Origin of the sequence: Lysinibacillus sp. FSL L8-0312, from assembly GCF_038003285.1 — a bacterium.
Taxonomy (GTDB): domain Bacteria; phylum Bacillota; class Bacilli; order Bacillales_A; family Planococcaceae; genus Lysinibacillus; species Lysinibacillus fusiformis_D.
Genome location: NZ_JBBOOV010000001.1, coordinates 1,435,007 through 1,458,202, shown reverse-complemented (window position 1 = coordinate 1,458,202; position 23,196 = coordinate 1,435,007). Strand labels below are relative to the sequence as shown.

At 34.6% G+C, this 23,196-nt stretch carries 19 protein-coding genes; all 19 read left to right on the top strand.

Translation table 11 applies throughout. The annotated features are described in order from the left end of the window. Positions 1-272 precede the first annotated feature (272 nt). Positions 273-893 (top strand): pentapeptide repeat-containing protein, encoded by a 621-nt coding sequence (locus MHI22_RS07400; protein ID WP_340811534.1) that lies wholly within the window; start codon positions 273-275, stop codon positions 891-893. A 233-nt stretch (positions 894-1,126) separates the two neighbouring features. Then, positions 1,127-1,831, top strand: a complete 705-nt coding sequence (locus MHI22_RS07395; protein WP_340811532.1) for an Imm3 family immunity protein — start codon at positions 1,127-1,129, stop codon at positions 1,829-1,831. 368 nt (positions 1,832-2,199) lie between these two features. Next, entirely contained in the window at positions 2,200-2,709 is a 510-nt protein-coding gene (locus MHI22_RS07390; RefSeq protein ID WP_340811530.1) for a hypothetical protein, read from the top strand. Positions 2,710-2,771: 62 nt separating this feature from the next. Continuing rightward, on the top strand, positions 2,772-3,023 hold the full coding sequence (locus MHI22_RS07385; protein WP_271910288.1) for a hypothetical protein: 252 nt from the start codon (positions 2,772-2,774) through the stop codon (positions 3,021-3,023). Between the two features lie 659 nt (positions 3,024-3,682). After that, positions 3,683-4,387, top strand: coding sequence for an endonuclease V (locus tag MHI22_RS07380; protein ID WP_340812706.1), 705 nt, complete (start codon positions 3,683-3,685; stop codon positions 4,385-4,387). A 372-nt stretch (positions 4,388-4,759) separates the two neighbouring features. Further along, on the top strand, positions 4,760-5,101 hold the full coding sequence (locus MHI22_RS07375; RefSeq protein ID WP_340811527.1) for a hypothetical protein: 342 nt from the start codon (positions 4,760-4,762) through the stop codon (positions 5,099-5,101). 543 nt (positions 5,102-5,644) lie between these two features. Next, positions 5,645-6,001, top strand: coding sequence for a DUF1963 domain-containing protein (locus MHI22_RS07370; RefSeq protein WP_340811525.1), 357 nt, complete (start codon positions 5,645-5,647; stop codon positions 5,999-6,001). 27 nt (positions 6,002-6,028) lie between these two features. Further along, positions 6,029-6,187 (top strand): hypothetical protein, encoded by a 159-nt coding sequence (locus MHI22_RS07365; protein WP_340811523.1) that lies wholly within the window; start codon positions 6,029-6,031, stop codon positions 6,185-6,187. 279 nt (positions 6,188-6,466) lie between these two features. Beyond that, positions 6,467-6,991, top strand: coding sequence for a hypothetical protein (locus MHI22_RS07360; protein WP_340811522.1), 525 nt, complete (start codon positions 6,467-6,469; stop codon positions 6,989-6,991). Positions 6,992-7,223: 232 nt separating this feature from the next. Beyond that, the gene (locus MHI22_RS07355; RefSeq protein ID WP_340811520.1) at positions 7,224-8,165 is read left to right on the top strand and encodes an ADP-ribosylglycohydrolase family protein; all 942 of its coding nucleotides are present in this window, start codon (positions 7,224-7,226) and stop codon (positions 8,163-8,165) included. Positions 8,166-8,200: 35 nt separating this feature from the next. Next, positions 8,201-8,593 carry an SMI1/KNR4 family protein gene (locus MHI22_RS07350; RefSeq protein ID WP_340811518.1) on the top strand — a complete coding sequence of 131 codons (393 nt, stop codon included), beginning with the start codon at positions 8,201-8,203 and terminating at the stop codon, positions 8,591-8,593. Between the two features lie 279 nt (positions 8,594-8,872). After that, positions 8,873-9,031, top strand: coding sequence for a competence pheromone ComX (comX, locus tag MHI22_RS07345; protein ID WP_058844011.1), 159 nt, complete (start codon positions 8,873-8,875; stop codon positions 9,029-9,031). Next, positions 9,015-11,357, top strand: a complete 2,343-nt coding sequence (locus MHI22_RS07340) for an ATP-binding protein (RefSeq protein WP_058844012.1) — start codon at positions 9,015-9,017, stop codon at positions 11,355-11,357. Before comX ends, MHI22_RS07340 begins: the two co-directional genes overlap by 17 nt. Before the next feature lie 215 nt (positions 11,358-11,572). Further along, positions 11,573-14,632 (top strand): hypothetical protein, encoded by a 3,060-nt coding sequence (locus tag MHI22_RS07335; protein WP_340811515.1) that lies wholly within the window; start codon positions 11,573-11,575, stop codon positions 14,630-14,632. A gap of 180 nt (positions 14,633-14,812) precedes the next feature. Next, complete coding sequence (locus MHI22_RS07330) at positions 14,813-17,680, top strand: hypothetical protein (RefSeq protein ID WP_340811513.1); 2,868 nt, start codon at positions 14,813-14,815, stop codon at positions 17,678-17,680. A gap of 162 nt (positions 17,681-17,842) precedes the next feature. Beyond that, a complete protein-coding gene (locus MHI22_RS07325) occupies positions 17,843-19,144 on the top strand; it encodes a hypothetical protein (RefSeq protein WP_036122937.1) in 1,302 nt (433 codons plus the stop codon). A gap of 332 nt (positions 19,145-19,476) precedes the next feature. Further along, on the top strand, positions 19,477-20,697 hold the full coding sequence (locus MHI22_RS07320; RefSeq protein WP_340811510.1) for an MFS transporter: 1,221 nt from the start codon (positions 19,477-19,479) through the stop codon (positions 20,695-20,697). Between the two features lie 17 nt (positions 20,698-20,714). Continuing rightward, positions 20,715-22,130 (top strand): M20 family metallopeptidase, encoded by a 1,416-nt coding sequence (locus MHI22_RS07315; RefSeq protein WP_340811508.1) that lies wholly within the window; start codon positions 20,715-20,717, stop codon positions 22,128-22,130. A gap of 84 nt (positions 22,131-22,214) precedes the next feature. Continuing rightward, positions 22,215-23,180: a glutaminase gene (locus MHI22_RS07310; RefSeq protein ID WP_058844017.1), complete on the top strand. Its 966-nt coding sequence runs from the start codon at positions 22,215-22,217 to the stop codon at positions 23,178-23,180. Positions 23,181-23,196 lie beyond the last annotated feature (16 nt).

Sequence of the window (23,196 nt, the reverse complement as noted above, 5' to 3'; positions counted from 1 at the left end):
CATAAAGACAGTTCATCAGGAGATGTTATTTAAATACTAATAAGAGGGAGAATAGGTGAGATTATGTTAATCAGGATTACTAAACGAAGAGTACAAGTGAAGGTCTCAAAATGCTAATAATGGTCTAGAAGGCAGTGTGACAGAAAAGTAAACAAGCCATTATAGAACATGAAAAAACAGATCCGCTCAAGACATAATTCCCCATTTAAAAAAGGCATAGAGAAAGTTGGGGTAACGAATGAGGTTATTTGGTATCTATAAGGGAGGTTCGTATGACAACTGATATCAAAGAAATTATCATTCAATTAGAGTCGCACCGTCTTTGGATTGAAACTATTGGGGAACAAGGAGAAAAACTAGGTATAGATGAGATTGATTTGCGAAATGTGGATTTGTCCCCGTATCCACTAGACCAAGCGTATATAACAGATTGTATCTTTGATGGCATGGATTTAAATAACAAGGATATCTCTTCATCTTTACTATGTTCATCAACTTTTATATCTGCCAATTTAGAAGGAGCAGACTTTGGTAAATCTAATGTCTCATATGTAGACTTCACAAATGCTGATATTAAAGGTGCTAGGCTTGCTGATAGTGAATGTATTGAAACAGTGTTTGTTAAAGCTGATTTATCAGACGCTAATTTAGTAGCTGGTCTTTTTGACGGGGCTGATTTTCGTGAAGCAGTTTTATTAAATGCTGATATACGATTAGCAATGTTTGAAAGAGTTTTGCTAAACGGGGCTATATTAACAGGAATTTGTGGAATAGAAGAGGCCTTTATAAAAAGTATCAATATTGGAACCCCAGAAAAACCAATAATGCTAATGGGTAAAGAAGCAAGGATTTGGATACAAAACAACAGTTTGAACAAATTGAACGATGAGTAGAATTTAAGAAGATATGCAAATACTTTTCAATCAAACAAACACTTTTAAACTGACAGCCATTTGATAAACTTTCAAAGGTTTATTCCAACTTGAATTATGAGTTTGGAATGAACCTTTTTTGCCTATTAAAGAAGTCAAAGGAAGAAATTACAGTTTGATAAGAAATATCGATATATGACCATTTAAGTATAATGGTGATAATAATAAATGACCAAAATATCAGGAGGGTTCTTATGGTTTATAGTTATGAAGAATATGAAGAATATATTTTAGAAGATTACAATGATTTATTAGGAGAAAAAATGAGTAAAGGGGAGGCGATTGCAAGAACATTGAATGAATATGACATGTTAGCCAAAAAAAGTGAAACAGATAAAGCGATGTTTTGTATAATAATTTCAGAAATTACATTAACCCATGAAAAAATTTCATATTCTTTCATGAATTATATTGAACACTCATTAAAGGAAATAGATTTCAAAGCAATCAAACAAGAAAATAGTTTAACCTTTGAACAATGGAACAATTTAATTTACCGGAAAGAATATGTTTTGCAAGAATTGAAAAAAAAGCCAGTGAATTATTACCAAAGAGTTTGTTGGTATTATAATGAACTAAACGAAGAAGCCCGAAAATTTATTGACGTTTATATAAAAAAAAGCGAAAGTTTTGAATCCATTATTTCAAGTGTCTTACATCGATTTAAGAGGGAATGTAAAAATACTAATAGTGAAAAGTTTATTATTTATACAACACTAGCCGAGAGTTTATATAATCATGAATTAACAGATGTACTTGGTATTAAAGGGGTAAAACATGAACTGCAATCGTTTAGTATTGCAGATATAACGGATGAACAACTTACGAAAGAAGAACAAGAAAAGTTATCCGAACGAATTAAACACGTTTTAACCAAACTAAACATGATTACTAGTTAGTTTTAGCCCTAAAACTTAATGCAAGGATGCAACAAATGATTATTGACAAATTATTGATAGGGTTTGGTTTTTAAATTGAGGGAATTTTAATGAGGTTAGCACTAGTAGCACCATTGTTGAAGAAGTTAATTGGAAGAAAGCTATGAAGCATTCTCAAAGCAGATATTGGGAAGAGGTTACACTGGAAGTAAGAAGCTTATTCACATACAAGTTAAATAAAGCAAATGGTCAAAGAAACAAAACGCCCCTATACCCGACAGTCCTTACAAACGAAACCTGTGTCAATAGTATAGCTACAAGTATATGGAGGCTAATCAAAAAATCCTACAATAAAATAGTATGAAAGCAATTAAGTAAGGAGTGAAAGTATGGATTTTGATATCCTAGAGCTACGAGCATATTATGATTCAGAAACACGAAACTATGATTTCAACGAATTGGTTGATTTTGGGATAAGTGTTACAAATGCCAGTTTTATGAAAGATATCGGAGTGCCAAAAGAATTTGGTGATTTTGAATTCTATGAATTTAACAACTTCTCAAAAACTGCGATTAGAGAAGTGCCATTTATCAAAGTGGGACATTGTGCGTCTAATGAATACGGACTTTATTTAAAAGAAGGGAGCGATGAGCTTTTTACTAGTTCTTCCTTACATCATCCTTTAATTTATACGCTTAATCAGAATGTAAGAACGTTCTTCTTGTTTCATTTGATTAGGCAGGAAATATCAATGCAAATGAAAAAAGAAGGTGTATACACTTCATATAACTATGCCATTGAGTTGAGGAAGGTGTATGAGCAAATTGATCCCATAGCAATGAAGGAAGCAGAAGGATATTGGTCACATTTGATAGAAGATTATGAAACAGGATTATGAATGGTTTAATAGAATAGTAGAACCTGAGCGAGCCCTAGGTATCCATCTGAGGAGGAAGAAAGATGGCATCATACGTTTTATTACTAAAAGAATGTGAAGATAATGAAACTGTGGTTTACAGATTCGGACCTAATGAAAATGTTATGGGGAAAATTGAGCTAAATAAATTTACTAGAAAGTTTTTCGAGTTAGAAGCTATCTCAGGTAATAATTTTCCATCTAAGTTTTATTATGATAGAGCTGCTCAAAGATTGGCAGTTTGCCTAGTAAAAGAGGGTGGTGTGTTCCCTGATAGAACAACTTTCGAATCATAGCAGCTAAAAAATAACTTGATCAGCTATATGCCATCTAAGTTTTTTTGTTATGGGTAAAAACAAGACGGCTTTAGAATGAAAATTCAAAGTGGTTAATACAATGGGAGATTTATAGCGGTTTTTAGATTTGACGGTGAATGTAATAAGAACTGGCATTATTAAGAATAAGTCTAATGGAATTATGTTTAAATGTTATCCATACTATTTGTATTTATTAGATGGATGTGAAGTTAGATCGGAGGTATCTAAAGTTGAAAGAAGAAATATTAAACACAGAATACGTTATGAAAAATGGAAAGAAATTTGGGAGGAACTTTGGGTATGGAGGAGATGAGTATGATTCTTTTATAGTGGAATATGATCAAAATAATAACGAACATCTTTTTACAGGTATAATCTATGACTGTTATGAAAATGGTCATTTAGCCAACTACTATATGGTTAAGAAGGGGATGAAGAACGGGGAGATGGTTCATTTTTATCCGAATGGACAAGTCAAACAAATTAAACATCTCAACAAAAATATTTTAGATGGTATACAAAAAGATTTTTATGAAAATGGTGTTTTAAAATTAATTGAAAATAGAGCATTAGGTAGCTTAGTGAGTTTTAAAAAATATGATGTACAAGGCAATATATTAGAAGAAAAGAACGGATTAATGGAACTATATCCAACGTATGTTGAAAAAATAGATGAAGAATTCTTTAAAAGTGAACAAGAAAAATGGATTTCTAAGATTTCATTAAAAAATAATTTTCTATTGGCAGATATCCATTTGGTAGCGGGAATTGATATTGCCTATTGGACAGAGGGAAAGATCGATTATGGCGTTTGCTGTATTGTCGTAATAGATTATATTACAAAACAAATTATAGAAGAAGTAGAATATTCGAGTCAAATAGATGTGCCGTATATTTCAGGATATCTAGCATTTAGGGAACTACCTTTGGTAATGGAAGCAGTGAAAAAGCTGCAATGTGAACCAGATCTTTATATGTTTGATGGAAATGGTTATCTTCATTATAGGCATATGGGCATTGCAACACATGCTTCTTTTTATTTGAAGAAACCCACAATAGGTGTTGCAAAAAGTTATTTGAAGATAAAAGATACCGATTTTCAAATGCCAAAAAATGAAATAGGAGATGTTACTTATATTGAGATTGATGGAGAAGTATATGGGGCAGTGATGAGAACGAGAAAGGATGTAAAGCCCATTTTTATTTCATGCGGTAACTGGATCGATTTGGAGACTTCCATCAAAATAACGCTACATTTTGTAGAAAAAAATAGCCGATTACCAATAACGACACGTTATGCAGATTTAGCTACTCATGAGAGTAGAAGAAAATATACTCAATAAAGAAGTAAAATTAAAGAAGGTATAATATATAATTTCGAAAGTTATGCAATGTTCTTAGAACATCTATATCCAGGAGGAACGTATAGGAGGACCTTTACATATGAATCGATAAGCGAAAATGGTAGAAGGAGTCACTTTAAAAAGGTCTATCTTACAAGCCACTTTTGTTATAAATGGTAACAAGTGCTTTTCGTATTTTTATAGCGAAGTGTATAAGTGAAGGTGGTCAAAACTAGATAGCAATATGGAAATCCTAATACAACAACACTAATCAATTTTATGAGAAGTACGGTGAAGTCATACTAGTACAAAAAGTAATCTACGTTAGATGTTCTTACAGGTTTCTATGACATCTAAGGAGGAAATTAATTTATGAAAGAGGAAAAAAGACGTAGTAATACTGTATGGTTTAGTTATGAGGATTATGCATTTAAAGTAAATATGTTGGATAATGGAAATGCTGTAGTTTGGGTTAATTATAAAGGTTATAATGTTGCATTTTCAATGATTATAAGGGATTTTTTATATAATATGGAGGATTATAATTGTTTGAATGTGATAATTAATTGTGATTGGAAAGAACATAGAGGTTTTGAGGTTAAACAAGAGGAGATACATTTACTGATTGGTGAAATACTAAATTTTTGTATTGAAAATGAACCTAAAACTATGGACTTAATGGAAAAATATTCAGGTGATGAGTGGTATGAATAGGAATAATAATTTTATTATTTGTTTGATGGAATTTTAATCATAAATGGTATATCTGTAATGAATCTCTCAACTTTTAACCGATTATGAACAAAAAATTGAAACAGTCACTGTTTATATTCTGATTTCAAAACTCTCCTGATATTAAAGAGAATAATAATTTTATATTCAAACGATGAATACATAGTTACTGGAACCAACAAAATTAAAATGGACTAAAGGATTTATTTGTTATTCCTAGTGACGAATTACTTACATGGCTTCTATGTATATGGTCAGGCGCACTCGGAAATGTAATAATTCCTATGTATATTCTTGAAAAAAGTGAAAAAAGGGTAGAAAACATATAACCTATTATTAACTACGGTTTCTTTTAAATTATGAACATTTCTTTATAAAAGCTTTTCTAATTATGAAAAGCATGACTCTTCGATTGGGATTGACCACCTCTCTATTATAAAGATAAAGCGACTTTTCCTAAAAAATAGGTATTAGATATACCTTACATATAAAAAAACTTGTACAAAAAATGTAGGAGTTGAACAGATGTCAGTTGAAATTATTTTTAAAGATGTTGAAAATGAATCCCTTGTACCACGACTAGGCGGATATAGCTTCTTGCCTAAAAATATTGATTGGCCATTAAATCCAAATGGAGATAAATTAGCTCTTATATTATGTTTACCAACAAATTTTCTTAACAAAGTTCTAAATTTAAACTTACCAAAAGAACACATCCTATCTGTTTTCACAACATATAAAAGGGATGATTACTTTTTAGATTTAATCACTTTTCATGGAGATAAAGAAGAATTTGAAAATATTAAACAAGGATTTACAAGAGTTTTATTACACGAAGCAAGTGATCTTCGAAATGAATCAAATTTCCTAATTCCGGCTTAAGAGTCCATTTTAGGAGATGAATTGAATTTGGATTTAGATGAAGAAGATGAAGATTTTGATGACATAGAGTTTTACTGTGGATCGTTAATTGGGGGTAAGCCATCTCTGTTACAACTAGAAAGCTTAGGTTTAAATGATTATCATTTTTGTCTCAATTGGATATTTATTTATAAAGAGAAACTGTAGTGAGAATGACGCAGGTCTTTTTTTTACTCAATGAACTTAATGGCCATTAAAGTACAAGAAGGTAGATCTTAAAGTTATCTTTTTGCGTTCGGGTCTATTTAGATGCATATATTTTAGAAGGTTCAATTAATTGAGAATCCCATAAAAAGTTATTGGCAATATTCTTAATTAAGATACAAAAACATATGTAAAGAAGACGCCATAAGTTTCTTTTTTACATATGTTTTTCTTTTTATCAATCCCCATTTTGTACAAATTTATATATGAGGGAGTTTTATTGTGAATATACAAATTTTTAGAAAAATTTCGTTGAATGGTAGGGTTTCATTTAGCATTAGCTGTTTAGAAAATACCTTACAATATTTAGATTATGATGTGAATGAATGGAGAATAATATTAGAATATTTGTGGGATTTCACAAGTATAAAGTATATTGATGATTGGAGTGGTGTTATATCTGAAATAATTCCAGAAAATTTACTGGAGTTTAAATTGTATGAAGAACATGACTTTGAATATTTAGATGAAGAAAACTTTGAATTTCTTTCTAAATTATATCAAAATCTTGATAAGAAAATAGAATTTGTGATGACATCAATTTATTATATTGGTACTAGTCATGCATATACCAAAATAGTTGACTATGGGCAAGATAGTTTGGATGAGTTAGAGATATTAATTAATTATTTGATTGAAAATCATATACCATTACCCGATGTAAATCCTTTTAAGCTATTCTCAATAGGTGAGAATAATGGTTGGGGGAATGCGTTTGTCGGTAGTAAACTATCGAAAATTTTATAATTTATTACAAGTAGTTTGTTGGAAACAGTTAAATGCTCTTTTGTTTATGTCCACATGAAAATAATAGATATGTTTTTGCTAAAGTCAATTGAGGTATTAGTTTAAACATAAATATTTATGAAAAAATATCAATAGAGTCCACTTTATAGGACAGACGATGGGGGAAGATTCACATCTTCAATTATCGTCTTTTTTGTATTATGTTTGACATAGAAAGGGGAAGTGACATCCGATGGTAGATACAAATTTGAAGGAACGAGTGTTTGCAACATTATATGGTGGGATTATCGGTGATCTAATGGGAGTACCTGTTGAGTTTAAGCAAAGAGGGACTTTCCATGTGCAGGATGTGACCGGGTATGGTACTTACAATCAGCCACCAGGTACTTGGTCTGATGATACTTCTTTAACGTTATGTTTAGTCGAAAATATCATTGAAAAAGGCGATACGAAAACCTTAATGAATAAGTTTGTACGATACATGGAGCAGGGCTATCTTACACCATTTGGAGAAATGTTTGATATAGGCATCACGACTGCTGAAGCCGTTACGAACTATAAAAATGGTGTTTTACCTGAGCATTGTGGGAAAACGGGCGAGTTTGATAATGGCAATGGCACCCTTATGAGGATAGCGCCTATCGTATTTGTGGTGATGAATGAGTTAGATTTTGATAAAAGAAAAGCGTGGGTACAACAATATACAGAAATTACGCATGCCCATCCACGTTCAATCGTTGGGTCCATCATTTATATTGAATTGCTATTAAGCTTGTATCGAAATAATACGCTAGAAGCAGCCTTAAAGGAGGTATATTCATTGCTCCAAAGTCATTTACAGGATGATCTGCGAGCGGAGCTAAATGCATATGCAAGGATTTTTGAGGAAAACTTTTTAAAGATTGCAGAGCGTGATATTAGCTCAAGTGGCTATATTGTCCATTCACTAGAGGCCGCAATCTGGTGTGTAGGTAATTCTACAACGTTTAAAGAGGCTATTCTAAGGGCTGTAAATCTGGGAGAAGATACAGATACCGTTGCAGCCATTACGGGCGCTATTGCGGGTATGTATAAGAATATGGATGAAATTCCACATGAATGGTTGGATAAAATGATTAAGAAAGAAGAGATTGACCACTTAATCATGGCATTTTACGAATTTTGTGCAGCTTAGGTGTAAGCTATTTCAAATGAAAGGATGGTGACGAAATGTACCCACTACATAATAGTGCGGCGGCCAATCCACCTGCTACAGAGCACGAAATTCTACATGTGGAGAAGGGCCTGACTTTCCATCTCCCTCAAGTTTATCGATATGTCTTAAAAGAGATGAATGGTTTATCGTTCACTAACAGCGTGTTAATTTACGGTACAGTAGAATTGCTAGAAAGAAACGAGACTTGGGAAGTAGCAGAATATGCGAAGGGCTATATAGCCATTGGTGATGATGGAGGTGGAATGGTTTTTCTAATGAATAGACAAGGAGAGGATGGTCACGTTTTTGCGGTGGATTGTGGTGATATGAATCCCCAACATGCTACGTTAATCACATCCGATTTAAACAAGTGGCTACAAGATGGCTGTCAGTTAGAAACAGTATAGCTATGCAAACTATTAGAAGCTTATTCCTACTATTGGGAATAGGCTTTTTATTTGATTTTATGTCTATTTTTGGAGAATTTGATTTGAGAAATATAGCAAAATTATTACATATCCTATTAATTTTTTGTATTTTTTAGAAAATTATGTTGAATTATTGGAGGGAGATAGTATAATGAAAATATAGTTACATATATGGTTAATAATTACTTTAATAAAGAACTTATTGGCAAATACTTGTAACTATAATCTTAAAAAAACTAATGAAATGAGGAGATTTTAATGATTAACGTTATTCAATATTTAGAGCAAAATCCGTCGTTGGTAACATTGTTAAAAGAAAAAAAAGCTTCTCTTATTGGTATTTCAGCACTTGAACAAAAGGCAATCTTGGATTCGTTTGATGAAGATGTTCGATTAGAAAATGGTCTTTGGTACTAAGTTAATAAAAAATAAATGGTTATGGTTTGCTATAAGTGCATATTTAATTTTGGGGATTTATTTACTTTATGTCACTTATAGCACACCTTTTTTGGGTATCAAATTACAAGAAAAAAATGATCAGTGGTTAATAATTGATCCATACTATAAAGAATGGGCAGACAAGCAAAAAATTGCTTCTGGTGACATTATTCTAGAAATTGATGGGCAAAAGATCGAGGAATTGGAGAATATTACTTATAATCCTGTCATTAGAGTTGCTAAAGAATTAACACTGTTGAAAAAAAACGGGGAAATTATACATTTACATATTGCCCCATTCGACATCCCAGAACAACTATTATATGTATTGGTAATACCAGGAAGCTTCTATTTATTAAGTTTACTTATCTCAATTTACCTATACTATAAACAAAAGAACACAAGCTTAATTAATTTACTTATTTTATTTATTCTAACTGTTTCTTTGGCTTATGTGAGTATTGGTGCATCAGGAAGGCTAAATAGTGTTGGTACAGTTGTTAATCGAAGTAGCATGTTACTTTGTCTTGTTATTTTAATACATTTTTTAAGAAATTATTTTTTATTTTTGAATTTAAAATGGGGTTTTATTCAAAAAATTAAAATATTATATTCAATACCTTTAACTATTGTTTTCCTTAGTATATTGAGTATTATTTACCCATCTACAAATCCATTATTCTCAAAAATTACTCTATTGTTATTTTTAATTTTACTAGTAGTAATTCTTTCTATACTAGGAAGAGGTTATATAATATATAAAACACCTCAGTTAAAGCTTTTTTTATTGAGCATTATTATCCCATTCTTACCATTTCTTTTTTTGTTTGCAATACCAGAAATTTTCTTTCATAAACATATACTCTCTGGTGATGTATGTTCATTATTTTTAATGCTTATTCCATTTAGCTTCATATTCACACAGCTAACTGAACGTATTTTCGATATGGAGTATTTTATTTCTCGATTACGTTATTATTTTAATTTTTCCTTTGGCTTTACAATTTGGTTATTAGCCGGTTTATATTTATTGACCGATCTATCCATTACGCGCATGACGGAGATTTTCTTTTTCGCCTTTCTATCGTTAATGGCTTTGTTTTATATAAAAGAGCGGATTGATTATCGTAAGCGGAAAATTTTATTTTCTACAAAAGGGGATTACATCCACCGCTTGTATACAACCGTCGATAGTATTGGGAGAGTTGTAAAGATTGAGGATTTATTGGAGAAATTTGTGCAGGAGGTTGTGCTCCAGCTTGAAATGGAAAGGGTATATGTTTTAACCTATGATTTTCAAACACATCAAGTGACATTGACGAACAAATCCAAGGAATACACGCAGCATCAGATTGATGAGGTTCTAGTCGAACGATTAGGTTTAGGGGATATTAAAAAAACAGATCATTTCTATATCGCCTTTATTCATCAAGATGCAAATTATAAACGCATTCTTGTTGTGGATCATAATAAATCGATTTATCTGAAGGATGAGGAATTGTTATGGCTCGAATTGCTGCTGCTCTATTTAAATAATTTTATCGAAAATACAAAAATGGTCGAGGAGCTTTTAAATCAGTTAAAGCATATGAAAGAGGCTGATAATCGACAGCTGCCATGGCTCAACAAATTACTTTGGCTACGCTTCGAGGAAGAAAAATATCAGCTTGCTCAGGAACTTCATGATACGATTTTACAAGAACAGCTTCATATTGCGAGAGAAATGGGTGTTCTCATGCATACAAAGGAAAAAGAGGAGATCCCCACAAAACTTGTGAAGCTTCATGAACATATGCTTACCTCATTGAATGATTTAAGGGGCTATTGTGAAAATTTAAAGCCTCCACTCTTAGATACATTGGGTTTAAATGCAGCCCTTGAGAAGCTTATACAAAAAATCCATAAACGTGCTGATTTTGTTTTGATCTATACCATTGACCGTCTTTATTTAGAGGATGAGCGTTTGAATTTAATGATTTATCGACTGTTCCAAGAATTATTAAACAATGCTTTAAAGCATTCGTATGCCCATACAGTAGAAATTTATTTATTGGGTACCGAAGAGGGCTTTGAAATATTGTATACCGATGACGGGGTGGGTTGTCATATAGATGATATTTTACTTGCCGATTCTATGGGCATTCAAGGTATGCAAGAGCGAGTTCAGGCTTTTAATGGGAAATTCACCTTAGACAGCAAAGTAGGAGAAGGGATGACCATTCGAATTATCGTAAGTGAAACGAATCATACACACTCTTATACGTATAGTACCCTGAACCGTCCAACTTATATGATTCGTGGATAAGCAAATGAAGCAGAAGCACATAGACATACTTTTTTCACCTTTTAATCTCTTCGTCGATGCTACGAATGTGGATTAGAAGGCTTTTGTTTTTCATAACATTTTATACTAGTGAAACGCTCTCATTAGAGATCCCATTATTTGAAGTGTCATTGCTAGTAGGTGGAAAGTATTGCTATAATATGTGATATATACATAATGTAAGGAGCGGATTTTGAATGACTAAGGCAAAATTCTTACTAATGGCAGTAGCCCCAGCAGCTTTTATTATGCCTATCGATGCACATGCTGCTTCAGAGCAGGTAACTATTGAAGGAAGTGGTATGGTAGGGACAGAATTAAAGGCTGATATCACCTCCTTACCAAAAGATGCTAATTATCAGTACGAATGGTATTTTGTGAAAGCGGGCGTAGAGGAGCTGCTTTCTTCACAAACTAGCAACGTCTATTTAATACCTTCAGATGCATTAGGAAAATCCATTATTGTTAAGGTTACAGATGACCGTGGGAAAATGTATGAAAGTAAAAAAATCGTTGTTAAAGGAACTCTTTTGACTGAAGGCAATGATTATGTGAATGGTAAGTTAGTCGCTAAAATTGAAGGTTTATCAAGTAACACAAATAAACCGACTGTATTTACAAATTTTCAATGGTATGTCCTAGAAGATAATAAGGCGAAACCCATTGCAAATGAAACGAAATTAGAGCTCGTTATACCACCTTTAGCTGCTGATAAACTGATCTTTATGGAGGCCAAAACAGAAGATGGATTGGTATATGTAAGTCTGAATAAAAAGATTCAGAAGCTGAATTTTAGTATAGAAGCAATTGAATTTGAAGGCTTCACAGGTGGAGATTTTGTCGTGCCTGGAGATACGCTTAAAGTGAAAATCCCTGTTGTTACAACAGAAACGGATACTTCACAAAAAATCACGTTAGAGTCGAAACAAATTTCGTTTACCTATCAATGGCTATATAAGGTAGGAAGTAGTTATTCTATCATCCCCAATGCCTCCACTCCTTCCTATATGATTCCTAAAGATACACAGGATTCAGCAATGAAGGATATTGTGGTGAAGGTTACTGCAAAAGTGGGAGATCAAGTGATTTCTGGTATTGCCGTAACGCCAATCCGTATTTCAGACAATCACATAAAAGCTATTGAAAAACAAATTGCCACGTTGCTCACAATGGATACCCAAAAACGTGTTATCTATAGAGAAGATATAAAGTCAGTTCTATCTCAGATAGACAATCAATATCAAAAATTAACACCAGCAGCAAAGGCACAGGTGACAAACTACTCGATATTGCAGCGTGCTGTAGCTGATATTGCCAAAGTAGAGCGTCTTGCAGCGCAAATAAAAGCATTAGATGGAAAGAGTAGCCTCCAACAGCTTCAACAACTAAAGGCTGAATATGATCAACTGGATTATTTACAACGAAGCTTAGATGCTGGTAATATTTATCAGCAAATAGTAGATTTATTGCTGAAAAATCCAGATAGTCAAAAGGAGCTTGCAAAGCTTGGTGAAATCAATAGACTGATTACAGAGTTATTGGGAGACGGTATGGATCCGATCCCACAATACGCTTCAGAAACAACGAGTATCTTAGCGGAAAAAATAGCAGATATAGATGCTAAAATTAATGCCCTTTTACCGGAGTATAAAACGGTTGTGCAAAATCAAGCCATTTTAACAATGGCAAAAGCAGATTTAAAAAGTGCACAAAAATTTGAAAAACTATTTGATAAATTGCAAGAGCAGACGCCTAAACAAAAGGTAGCAACAGCTAAAAGCATTCGGTCAGCCTATTTGAAGCTGAACTTACGTCAGCAAGGATTGGTAGAATATAAGCTACCCCTTCTAGTGGAAGCTGAAAACGCAGAACGTACGACAATCGAAGAGCTGGAGCAATTGCTAGCCGAGGTGAAAGGGGCAGCAGGATTAGCGAATGAATGGGAAACACTTAAATCGAAAGTCAATACCATCATCTCACTGCAAAAAAGTTTAAAGTCCTATAATGATATGGCGACAAAAAACGAAATGCTTCAAATGCAAAAGGATTTAAAGGCAGCTGAAAAAGTCATTATCCAAATAGAAAAATATAATGCGCTATTGAAACCTGAAACGAAATTTAACAAAATACAGTCGGCCTTTCATTCTGCATTAAAAGCGTATAATAAATTAACTATATCTCAGCAAAAGTATGTTTATAATGCTACTCTTTTGAATGAAATTCCTACGAATAATGAGATTCCTGGTGAGACAAGTAACGATGCAACTGTAGGTAAGAAATTCAGTGATGACATTAAAAATGCTCTTAACGATTCATCTGACTTTGAAAGCTATGCTAGAGCTGTGGACGAATTAGTCAATAAATATAAAGAGTTGCCTAAAGGCGTAAAGAAATATGTGATAAATTATGCAGACTTAAAAGCTGCCGAAGCCAATGTGAGAGCGGTCAGATCCTTTGATAAGAAGGTCAATGAGGCATTATCTGTAGCAGATTCCACTAAACAATATTCGAAGCTACAGACTGTTCAAAAAGCATACAGCAAATTAAATGCCATTCAGCAAGGATTAGCTCAACCTCTTTATGTAAAAATCAGCAATAAAATCGAAGAATATACAGAGAATTATAACGATTTAAATAAAGAACTTATGGATGCAAATGGCTATATTTTTTCGCTAACTGAAGTAAAGGATATGATTAACAAGTACAATGCTCTTTCCTCTGCTGAGAAAAAACTAATTACCAATGCTCAGGATCTTAAACAAGCAATAAGTGACGTCAAAGCTGTTGAGTCCTTCATTAAGAAATTCCAGACGAATCTAGAAAAAAATCCATCGGCGATTATTAAAGATTTTCGAAAGCTCACAACGCTACAGATTAGTTTATTAGAGGGCTATGAGGCCGAGATGAATGGACAGTTAACGAGTTTATTGGAAGAGATTCAAAAAATGGAAACAAGTGAGCAAACAGCCAATGATCTTGTATTAGAGACGATTGATTCAATCAATGAATTACAAATAGATGGATATTATGTGTCGGACTTAGAAAATCGAATAATTGATATAAAGAACAAATATAATCACTTAACAGCTATGCAACAAAAACTTGTCAAAAATTATAGCAAGCTTATACAGGCTGAAAGTGATTTACAAAAAGTGAAAGAAGTAATATTACTTAAAGATGATGAGGAAGCATGGCAAAAGGCATATAATAAATTATCTAAGAAATTAGAACAGCTATATGAAGCAATAAACTTATAATAAACAGCAATCTAGCAGACAATCTCTGCTAGATTTTTTATTGTTTAATCAAAATATTATTATTGTTTTAATATTAATTCAGGAGAAAATACACTTTTTAGAATTCTTTCTGCAGAACAAAGGAAATTATGGCTTTATGGTCGATATAATTCATTAGATGGATAGAGGAGGTTAATCGATTTGAATAAGAAATTATTTTTAACAGCAGCAGCTATTCCTGTAGCACTTATTGTACCAACCGTAGCAGGTGCAGCAGAAACGGTTATCATTACTGGACAAAATATTGTCAATGAAACATTAACAGTTGATAAATTGCCAGAAAATACAGTAGTTAATGCTTATCAGTGGTATTATTTAGAGAAAATTGATGGTGAAGATGGTTCAAAAAATACGACGAATAAGCCAATTTCAGGTGCTACATCGTCTACTTTAAAAGTACCGGTTGAAGCGGCTGGAAAATCAATTTTCGTGGAGGCTACTACAACTGATGGTAAAAAGTTTCAAAGTGAAACACGTAAGATTAATCAATTAGATCTTGAGATAACAGCTCCAACGCTGGAGGGCTATTCCGCTTCTGATTTTGTTGCACCTGGGGAAACCGTTAAAGTGGCAGGTGTTACTGTAACGGATAAAGCAGGCGCGAAATTACAGAGTGGCCAAATTACATATAGTTATCAATGGTTTTATAAACTTGGTGATAGTTCCTTTACCATTATTGAGGGAGCCGCTGGTGGCACATATACAATACCAAAGGATGCCATTGAAAAGGGCATCAAAGATATTATTGTCAAAGTAAAAGCACAGGTAGGTACTGCGTTTGTGGAGTCAGATTTCTCTACCGCTATTACTGTATCTAAAGAACCAACGGATACGTTAATGAATGATATTAAGGCCTTACTGGTGCATGATAATCAATATAATGTATCGAGCCTAGAGTCATTTAAGGGACAGCTAACAGCATTAGAAAGTAAATATCAAGCCTTATCAGTACCAGCTAAAGCAAATGTATCCAATTATGAAGTCCTAAAGAGAGCACTTGCTGATGTGGAACTAGTCAGTAAATTAGAAGAAAAAGTCGATAAAATAAAGGACGTTAATGAAAAAGACAGACCTAAATATATTCAAGAAATTGAAGAGGCATATAATAAGCTCGATCAGTTACAACGTAGCTTAGATGTGAATGATACCCTATATACGAACATTAAAGATCTTTTAAATGAGCCAAATGACCTTGAGGAAATAACAGAAGTACGAAGACTAAATCAAGCAATTGTTCATTTACTATCCTACGAGAATTCTCTCGCGCAATATGTACCTTCAGATAAGGATGCCCTACAAACGCTAGTTACTAGCATTGAAGCGGATATCGCAAAGCTATCCCAAAATTACCGAGGCGCTATTCAAAATCAGACTATTTTAACGGAAGCTAAAGCGGATATTAAAAAGGTTGAGCAATTTATTAAGTCATTTGATAAATTATCACCAAACAATACGCCGAATAAGCAAGTTACGGCTGCCAAGTCCATTCGTTCTGCCTATGAAAAATTAACATATAAGCAATTAAAATTAGTATCAGATACGTATTTGCAGCGTTTAACAGTTGCAGAAAGTGCTGAAGAAAGTCAAATTGCTGCACTAAATCATGATATAGACAGCTATATTGGCGATGATATCTATCCAATCAATCCATCGGCTAGTTCATGGCAAAGTCATGTCAATAATGTTAATCGAATGATTAAAGAATATAAGAGCTTAACGAAAGCGTCAGCAGCACAAATTATTGGATATGATAATCTTGTCACGCTACAAAAGGATTTGAAAACGGCTGAAAAAGTAATAAAAGATATGGACGCTTATCAGAAGTTGATGGGCATAACAGGTGTTAAGGAAAGTAAATTGACTTCAAGTTATTCCAGTGCGTTAAAAGCTTATAATAAGCTGACGACATTACAACAGTCTCTTGTATATAATGCAGATGATTTTTTACTGAATACGCCAAAAGTTTCGATTGATGACAATGGTAAAGTGCCTGCTGATAAGGCAGCAGCTGAGGCTTTAAAGGCGAATATCGCGAAATTGGCAAATGTTACTACATTTACATTTAAACAATTGGAATCTGCTGTTGATACAGCATCAGAATCCTATAAAGCACTATCTTCTGGTGGAAGAAAATACGTGACGAATTATTACTTATTAACAGCGGCGAAGAAGGATATTTCAGGTGTAAAATCATTCCATAAAAAAGTACAGACAGCTAGAGAAGAAACAGATGCTGCGAAACAAGCTAAAAAAATTGAAACGGTGCAAAAGGCTTATGCAAAATTACCTGCAAATCAGCAGCATTTAGCAAAAGAACAGTATGAAGCTTTATTAAATAATCAAATTATCGATGAAAATGCACCGAATATCACACAGCTAAATAATGAAATTGCAACAATCGTTTCAAATGATCTCTATACCGTTTCAATGGAAAAAATTCAAAATCTTTCTACACAATATAGTAGCCTTAGCTCAAGTGATAAAAAGCTGATTACGAATTATGATATTTTAAAAGCTGCAATAGCTGATGTGAAAAAAGTAGAATCCTTTATGAAGACCTATGAAAAATCGTTTAGTAGTAATCCGAGCACAGTCATTAAGGCATTTGAAAAGCTAACGTCTAAACAAGTGAGTCTTATTGATGCGGCGACTAGACAATTAATTATGGAGAAGCAACAAGGTCAGCAACAAACGAATGAAAATGCTTTAATGTTAATTGAATCCATAAATTCTCTACTTGTAAAAGGCGAGTATGTGGATGGTTTAGAGGACAAAGTGAAAGAAATTCGTGCCAAGTATGATGAATTAAGTGCTACTGATAAGAAAATTGTTAAAAATTATTCGAAGCTAACTCAGGCTGAAAATGATTTGAAAAAGGTAGCAGAAGTCCATGCTTTATACAAAGCAGATGGCGATGATGCGGCTCGGAAGGCATGGCAAACTGCTTATGGTAAGCTTTCCAAAAAATTAGAATTACTTTATACAAAAATGTATCCAACTGAAAAATAATTTTTATTCAAAGATGGCCCCGAACTATTTTCGGGGCTTTTCTTTATACAGGAAGCCATTTTTATTTGTCTTGTCATTTAATTGTCCGCTATACTATGTACAACAGAGAAAGAAAATTTTTACATAACGATTGCAGTTGCACAAAGAAGGTAGGAACGAAAGATGTATAAAATAGGTGTTGTTGGTCCCGTTAAATCCGTTGAAAGAATTATTGCATTAGCACGGGAAATTGAACAGGATATGGAATTTATTCCGTATGTTTATGAAGTAGCAACTGAAACAAAGCATCTAGTAGAGAAACATAATCAGGACGTGGATTTCTGGCTATTTTCTGGCTATATCCCTTATAAGCTTGCTCGTCAAACGAATGTTTCTCAGGAGAAATTGGCTCATATTATTTTTTCAGAGGCTGCCATTTATCGTGGATTTTTAGAGCAGTCCTATCAACAAAAAAAGTTTATTGAAAATGTTAGTATCGATATCATCCCATCCCCTTCTCAAATGGCGTCAGAGAGTCTCGCGGAGATTCAGCACAATGTAAATCACATGTATTTAAAGGAATTCGATGTGGCCATTGATCCGCAGGAGTTATTTAATTTCCACTATAGTCTCTGGCAGGAAGGAAAGATTGATTTTGCCATTACTTGCTATCCTTCTGTTGATGAAGAGCTGAGGAAACAGGGTGTTCCATCTTATTGGGTTTCACCGACGAAAACGGAAATTTATCATACCGTTCAGCTTTTTACTGAAAAAATCAAAACATCCTACTATAAAGAAACACAAATTGGTGCAGTTATGCTTGAAATAAAGGACTTCGATTCATTGAAAGAGCGCATGAAGCAAGGTTATCGCATTCAATATTTAGAATTGCGCACGAAGGAATATTTGCTCCAGCTTTGTGAACAGATAGATGGCTCTCTTATTGAAGAGGGAAATGGAAAGTATACTATTTTTAGTACAAGGGGAGCCATCGAAGGACAAATAAAATTTTTACAAGAAAAAATGTACCAGCTGTCGATCGAAATGGAAGCAAAGGTGACAGCAGGCATTGGCTTTGCTCAAACGGTATTTAATGCCGAGTTACATGCACATCGAGGACTAAGACAGACAAAGGAAAATGAAGCGATTGATATTGTCATGATTCAGGATGATGGCACGATTATTGAATCGGTTGGGAATGTAGAAGAGCTTGCTTATTCCTATCGAGCAGAAGATCCTTATATTTTAGAAAAACTAAAAAAGGGTAATATTAGTATTAAAACGTATATGAAAATAAATGCACTCGTGCAGAAAATGCACTGGAAGCATTTCACAACAAAGGATTTAGCGACACAGCTTCAAATGAGCGAAAGAAATGCCCAACGGATCGTAGCTGATTTATGTAATGTAGATTTAGCGAGAATCTGTGGAGAAGAGTTACAGCATACACGTGGTAGACCAATAAAAATGTATCAGCTTGTTTAGAATCTTGCAAAAATGTCCCAAACCATTAATGGTTTGGGGCATTTTTTTGCTATTTTTAGAATTAGGCATTTTTTGAGCAACCCAGCTACATCAACGAATTGTACACCTTTTTAGTAAATCAAAGACGATTATCTATTAGAAATTTTCAAAAAAATATTGTCATTTCATAGAACTTTGATTATTATACGAATATATAACGAAAATGTCGGTATATAAAAGGGGTGTTGATTTTACTAGTTATGGCAAGGGGGCAAAGATCATCAAGAACAATAAGAGCAATGAAGCAAACATTGCAATCAAGAAAATGTTTCTGATCAATGGGAGGGATATGAATGACAGCAAATGAAGTAACGAAAAAATCTAGAAATGTCATCCTTGCACTATTATTTTTAGGTTGGTCTTTAGGTAATTTAGATCGCTACATTATGAACTATGCAGTTGTATCGATTACGGGTGATTTGCAACTGGATGCATCTTCTACGGGTATCATTTTAAGCGCTTTCTTTTTAGGCTATGCCATTATGCAAATACCAGGTGGCTGGCTGGCAGATAAATTTGGCGCTAAAAGAATTTTATTGATGGCTGTTATTATGTGGTCTATTTTTACGGGTCTAACAGCGATTGCTTGGTCATTAACAGCGATGATTGTGATTCGATTTTTATTTGGGATTGGCGAGGGTGGATTTCAGCCAGCAAGCTCTAAAATTATTGCCACAATCTTCCCAAAAGAGGAAAGAGGCAGAGCGATGTCCATCATGCTTACTTCTGGTGGCATTGTTTCACTCATCGTGCCGCTGCTAGCAGCTTATTTATTAGGGACGATTGGCTGGCGCATGATGTTTATCATTATTGGAGCTATTGGCGCTATTATTGCCTTTTTATATTGGAAATATATTAAACTTCCACAAAACGAAGCAGAAGATGCTAGTACAGAAAATTCTGCACACAAAGTGAACTTTAAAGAACTATTGAAAACACCGTTGATGTGGAATTTAATTATTGCTTATTTCTGTATTTATGCCGTGAACTGGGGCTTGGTTTCCTGGATCCCGACTTATCTGCAAAAAAATCGCGGATTGGATCTAATGTCCATTGGCTGGGCACAAACAATTCCTGCCATTACAACGATTATTGGTGTGTATGGTAGTGGATATATCATTGATAAGCTACCAAAAGGAATGGAGAAAGTGTTAGGCTCCATCTCCTGTGGAGTTATTGGTCTTTTATTGTATTTAATGTTTACTGCAAAAACAGTGACGTTATTTATTGGTTATCAAACAGTTGTTTCTATCTTTATTGCGTTTGTCATTACATTACTACCTGTTATTGTACTGAAGAAATTACCCTCTTCTATTACAGGCTCGGCAATGGGGATTGCGAATACAGGGGGGCAATTAGCGGGCTTTGTCACGCCAATGGCGATTGGATTTATGGTCGATGCCTTTAATGGCTCCTTTGATGCAGCCTTTTGGATGTTAATTGGCTTTGCGCTTATCTGTATTGTGTCGCTTGTCACCCTAAATGACCAAAAAGGAATATTGTTGAAAGCATAAAAATTGGAGGGATAAAAATGAGTTTTCATGAAAAAATTTCTGCGTTAATTGAAGCCAAACAAGAGGCAAGTGTAGCATTAAGTGATGCTATTTGGGCTGTGCCTGAGCTTCATTTTCAAGAGAAAAAATCCATGCAATATATGAAAGAGGCGTTAGAGAAAGAGGGCTTTCAAACAGAGGTTGGCGTTGCTGGACTTGAAACGGCGCTTGTTGGGACTTTTGGTTGTGGAAAGCCTGTAATTGCCTTTTTAGGTGAATATGATGCACTTCCCGGTTTGAGTCAAAAAGGTGGGGCGACACAACATGAACCTCTTGAGAATGGTGGAAGCGGACATGGCTGTGGTCATAATTTATTAGGAACAGGTGCATTTGCAGCTGCTGTTGCAGTGAAGGATTACTTAGAGCAAAATCATCAATCAGCAACAATCCGTTTTTATGGCTGTCCTGCAGAGGAAAATGGATCTGGTAAAGCTTATATGGCGAAAGCTGGTCTTTTTGACGATGTGGATATTGCAATCTCTTGGCATCCAGGTACATTTTCAACGGTTATGACTTGTAGCTCTCTAGCAAACTATGCCGCAACTTTTAAGTTTACAGGCAAAAGTGCACATGCCGCAGCCGCACCGCACCTTGGAAGAAGCGCTTTAGATGCTGTTGAGCTTATGAATGTTGGGGTAAACTATTTACGAGAGCATATCATTCCAGAAGCTCGTGTCCATTATGCTATTACGAATTCAGGTGGAACTTCACCGAATGTAGTACAACCATATGCAGAGGTAACGTATCTGATTAGAGCACCTAAAAAGCAGCAAGTGCAGGAAATTTATCAGCGCGTTGAAAATATTGCTAAGGGTGCTACATTGATGACAGGTACTTCAGTTGAAGTTGATTTTGAAGGTGCTGCTTCAAATCTGATTACAAATAAAACGCTTTATGATGTGATGTATCAACAAATACTTGAAATTGGCATGCCACACTATACAATAGAGGATGAGCAGTATGCGCAGGCTATTTTCAATACGTTTACTCCTGAAGTACAAGCCGCCTCATTAATAGGCTTGCGTAAAGAAGACGTCAAGCAATTACAGGGAAAAGTGATTGCTGATCACGTTCAAGGCATGCTACCCGAATTTATTATGGGTGGCTCAACAGATGTAGGAGATGTCAGCTGGAATGTACCAACTGTACAATGTACAACGGTATGTATGGCATTAGGAACACCACTACATACATGGCAGGTTGTCTCTCAAGGAGTTATGCCAATCGCGCATAAAGGGATGCTACAGGCGGCTAAAATCATGGCTTGTACGGCTATTGCGGTGCTTAATAATCCAGCCTATATCGAGGAAGCGAAAAAGGAATGGCAGGAACGTCTTGATGGAGAAACATATGTATCATTAATTCCAGAGGGAACACAGCCTCCTAAGCTATAAAAGGCTAGCGACATTGGATGGAGTCTTCATAGGAGAACTATGAAGGCTCTGTTTTTGCCTCATTTTTGAAAGGAGAACACAAACATGTCAATACAACCACATCAGCAGGATCACCTTATGACACAATGGGTATCGCAGTTTCGCACTGCTGCCAAAGAAGGTCAATGTGCTAGCTATATCCCTGCTTTAGCCAAAAAAGATCCGAACCAATTAGCGATTGCGATAATCGGTTCAAATGGCAGCGAAATCAAAGCAGGAGATACCACAGAACTATTTACACTTCAAAGTGTTTCTAAAGTGATCACATTTATATTAGCCTGTATGGATCGAGGTTTACCTTATGTACTAGAAAGAGTAGATGTGGAACCAACAGGGGATACGTTCAACTCTATTATTCGCTTAGAAAGCCATCAACCAGGGAAACCGTTTAATCCAATGATAAACGCTGGGGCCATTACGGTGTCCTCGATGCTGGCTGGTCATTCACCGCAAGAGAAGGTCATAAAAATTCTACAATTTTTAGAACAAATCATTGGCAAGCAATTAAGTATTAATGAAGAGGTATTTCAATCAGAATGGCAAACCGCCAATCGTAATCGAGCATTGGCCTACTATTTAATGGATTCAGGCTTCCTAGATTGTCCAGTAGAGGCGGCACTTGAGGTGTATTTGAAGCAATGTGCAATTGAAGTCAATGTATCAGATTTAGCGATGATTGGCTTAGTCATTGCCAATGATGGCTACCATCCATTGTTAAAGAAACAGCTATTTCCTAAACAAGTGGCGAAATTAGCGAAGGCCTTGATGGTGACATGCGGTATGTACAATGCTTCAGGAAAGTTTGCAGCCTTTATTGGCCTGCCTGCTAAAAGTGGTGTTTCCGGTGCGATTCTTACAGCTGTTCCAGGTCATGCAGGCTTGAATTCCCCATTTCCTACTGGCTGTGGTATCGGTATTTATGGGCCAGCAATCGATCCAATAGGAAACAGTGTGGCTGGTGTGCAGTTACTAAAGCATTTAGCGACAGAATGGGATATGACTATTTTTTAATGCGTGAAGATGACTT

Excerpts from the sequence above, each read along its gene's own strand:
- MHI22_RS07400 (WP_340811534.1), top strand. The coding sequence starts at position 273 with ATGACAACTGATATCAAAGAAATTATCATTCAATTAGAGTCGCACCGT.
- MHI22_RS07395 (WP_340811532.1), top strand. The coding sequence starts at position 1,127 with ATGGTTTATAGTTATGAAGAATATGAAGAATATATTTTAGAAGATTAC.
- MHI22_RS07390 (WP_340811530.1), top strand. The coding sequence starts at position 2,200 with ATGGATTTTGATATCCTAGAGCTACGAGCATATTATGATTCAGAAACA.
- MHI22_RS07385 (WP_271910288.1), top strand. The coding sequence starts at position 2,772 with ATGGCATCATACGTTTTATTACTAAAAGAATGTGAAGATAATGAAACT.
- MHI22_RS07380 (WP_340812706.1), top strand. The coding sequence starts at position 3,683 with ATGGAACTATATCCAACGTATGTTGAAAAAATAGATGAAGAATTCTTT.
- MHI22_RS07375 (WP_340811527.1), top strand. The coding sequence starts at position 4,760 with ATGAAAGAGGAAAAAAGACGTAGTAATACTGTATGGTTTAGTTATGAG.
- MHI22_RS07370 (WP_340811525.1), top strand. The coding sequence starts at position 5,645 with ATGTCAGTTGAAATTATTTTTAAAGATGTTGAAAATGAATCCCTTGTA.
- MHI22_RS07355 (WP_340811520.1), top strand. The coding sequence starts at position 7,224 with ATGGTAGATACAAATTTGAAGGAACGAGTGTTTGCAACATTATATGGT.
- MHI22_RS07350 (WP_340811518.1), top strand. The coding sequence starts at position 8,201 with ATGTACCCACTACATAATAGTGCGGCGGCCAATCCACCTGCTACAGAG.
- comX (WP_058844011.1), top strand. The coding sequence starts at position 8,873 with ATGATTAACGTTATTCAATATTTAGAGCAAAATCCGTCGTTGGTAACA.
- MHI22_RS07340 (WP_058844012.1), top strand. The coding sequence starts at position 9,015 with ATGGTCTTTGGTACTAAGTTAATAAAAAATAAATGGTTATGGTTTGCT.
- MHI22_RS07335 (WP_340811515.1), top strand. The coding sequence starts at position 11,573 with ATGACTAAGGCAAAATTCTTACTAATGGCAGTAGCCCCAGCAGCTTTT.
- MHI22_RS07325 (WP_036122937.1), top strand. The coding sequence starts at position 17,843 with ATGTATAAAATAGGTGTTGTTGGTCCCGTTAAATCCGTTGAAAGAATT.
- MHI22_RS07320 (WP_340811510.1), top strand. The coding sequence starts at position 19,477 with ATGACAGCAAATGAAGTAACGAAAAAATCTAGAAATGTCATCCTTGCA.
- MHI22_RS07315 (WP_340811508.1), top strand. The coding sequence starts at position 20,715 with ATGAGTTTTCATGAAAAAATTTCTGCGTTAATTGAAGCCAAACAAGAG.
- MHI22_RS07310 (WP_058844017.1), top strand. The coding sequence starts at position 22,215 with ATGTCAATACAACCACATCAGCAGGATCACCTTATGACACAATGGGTA.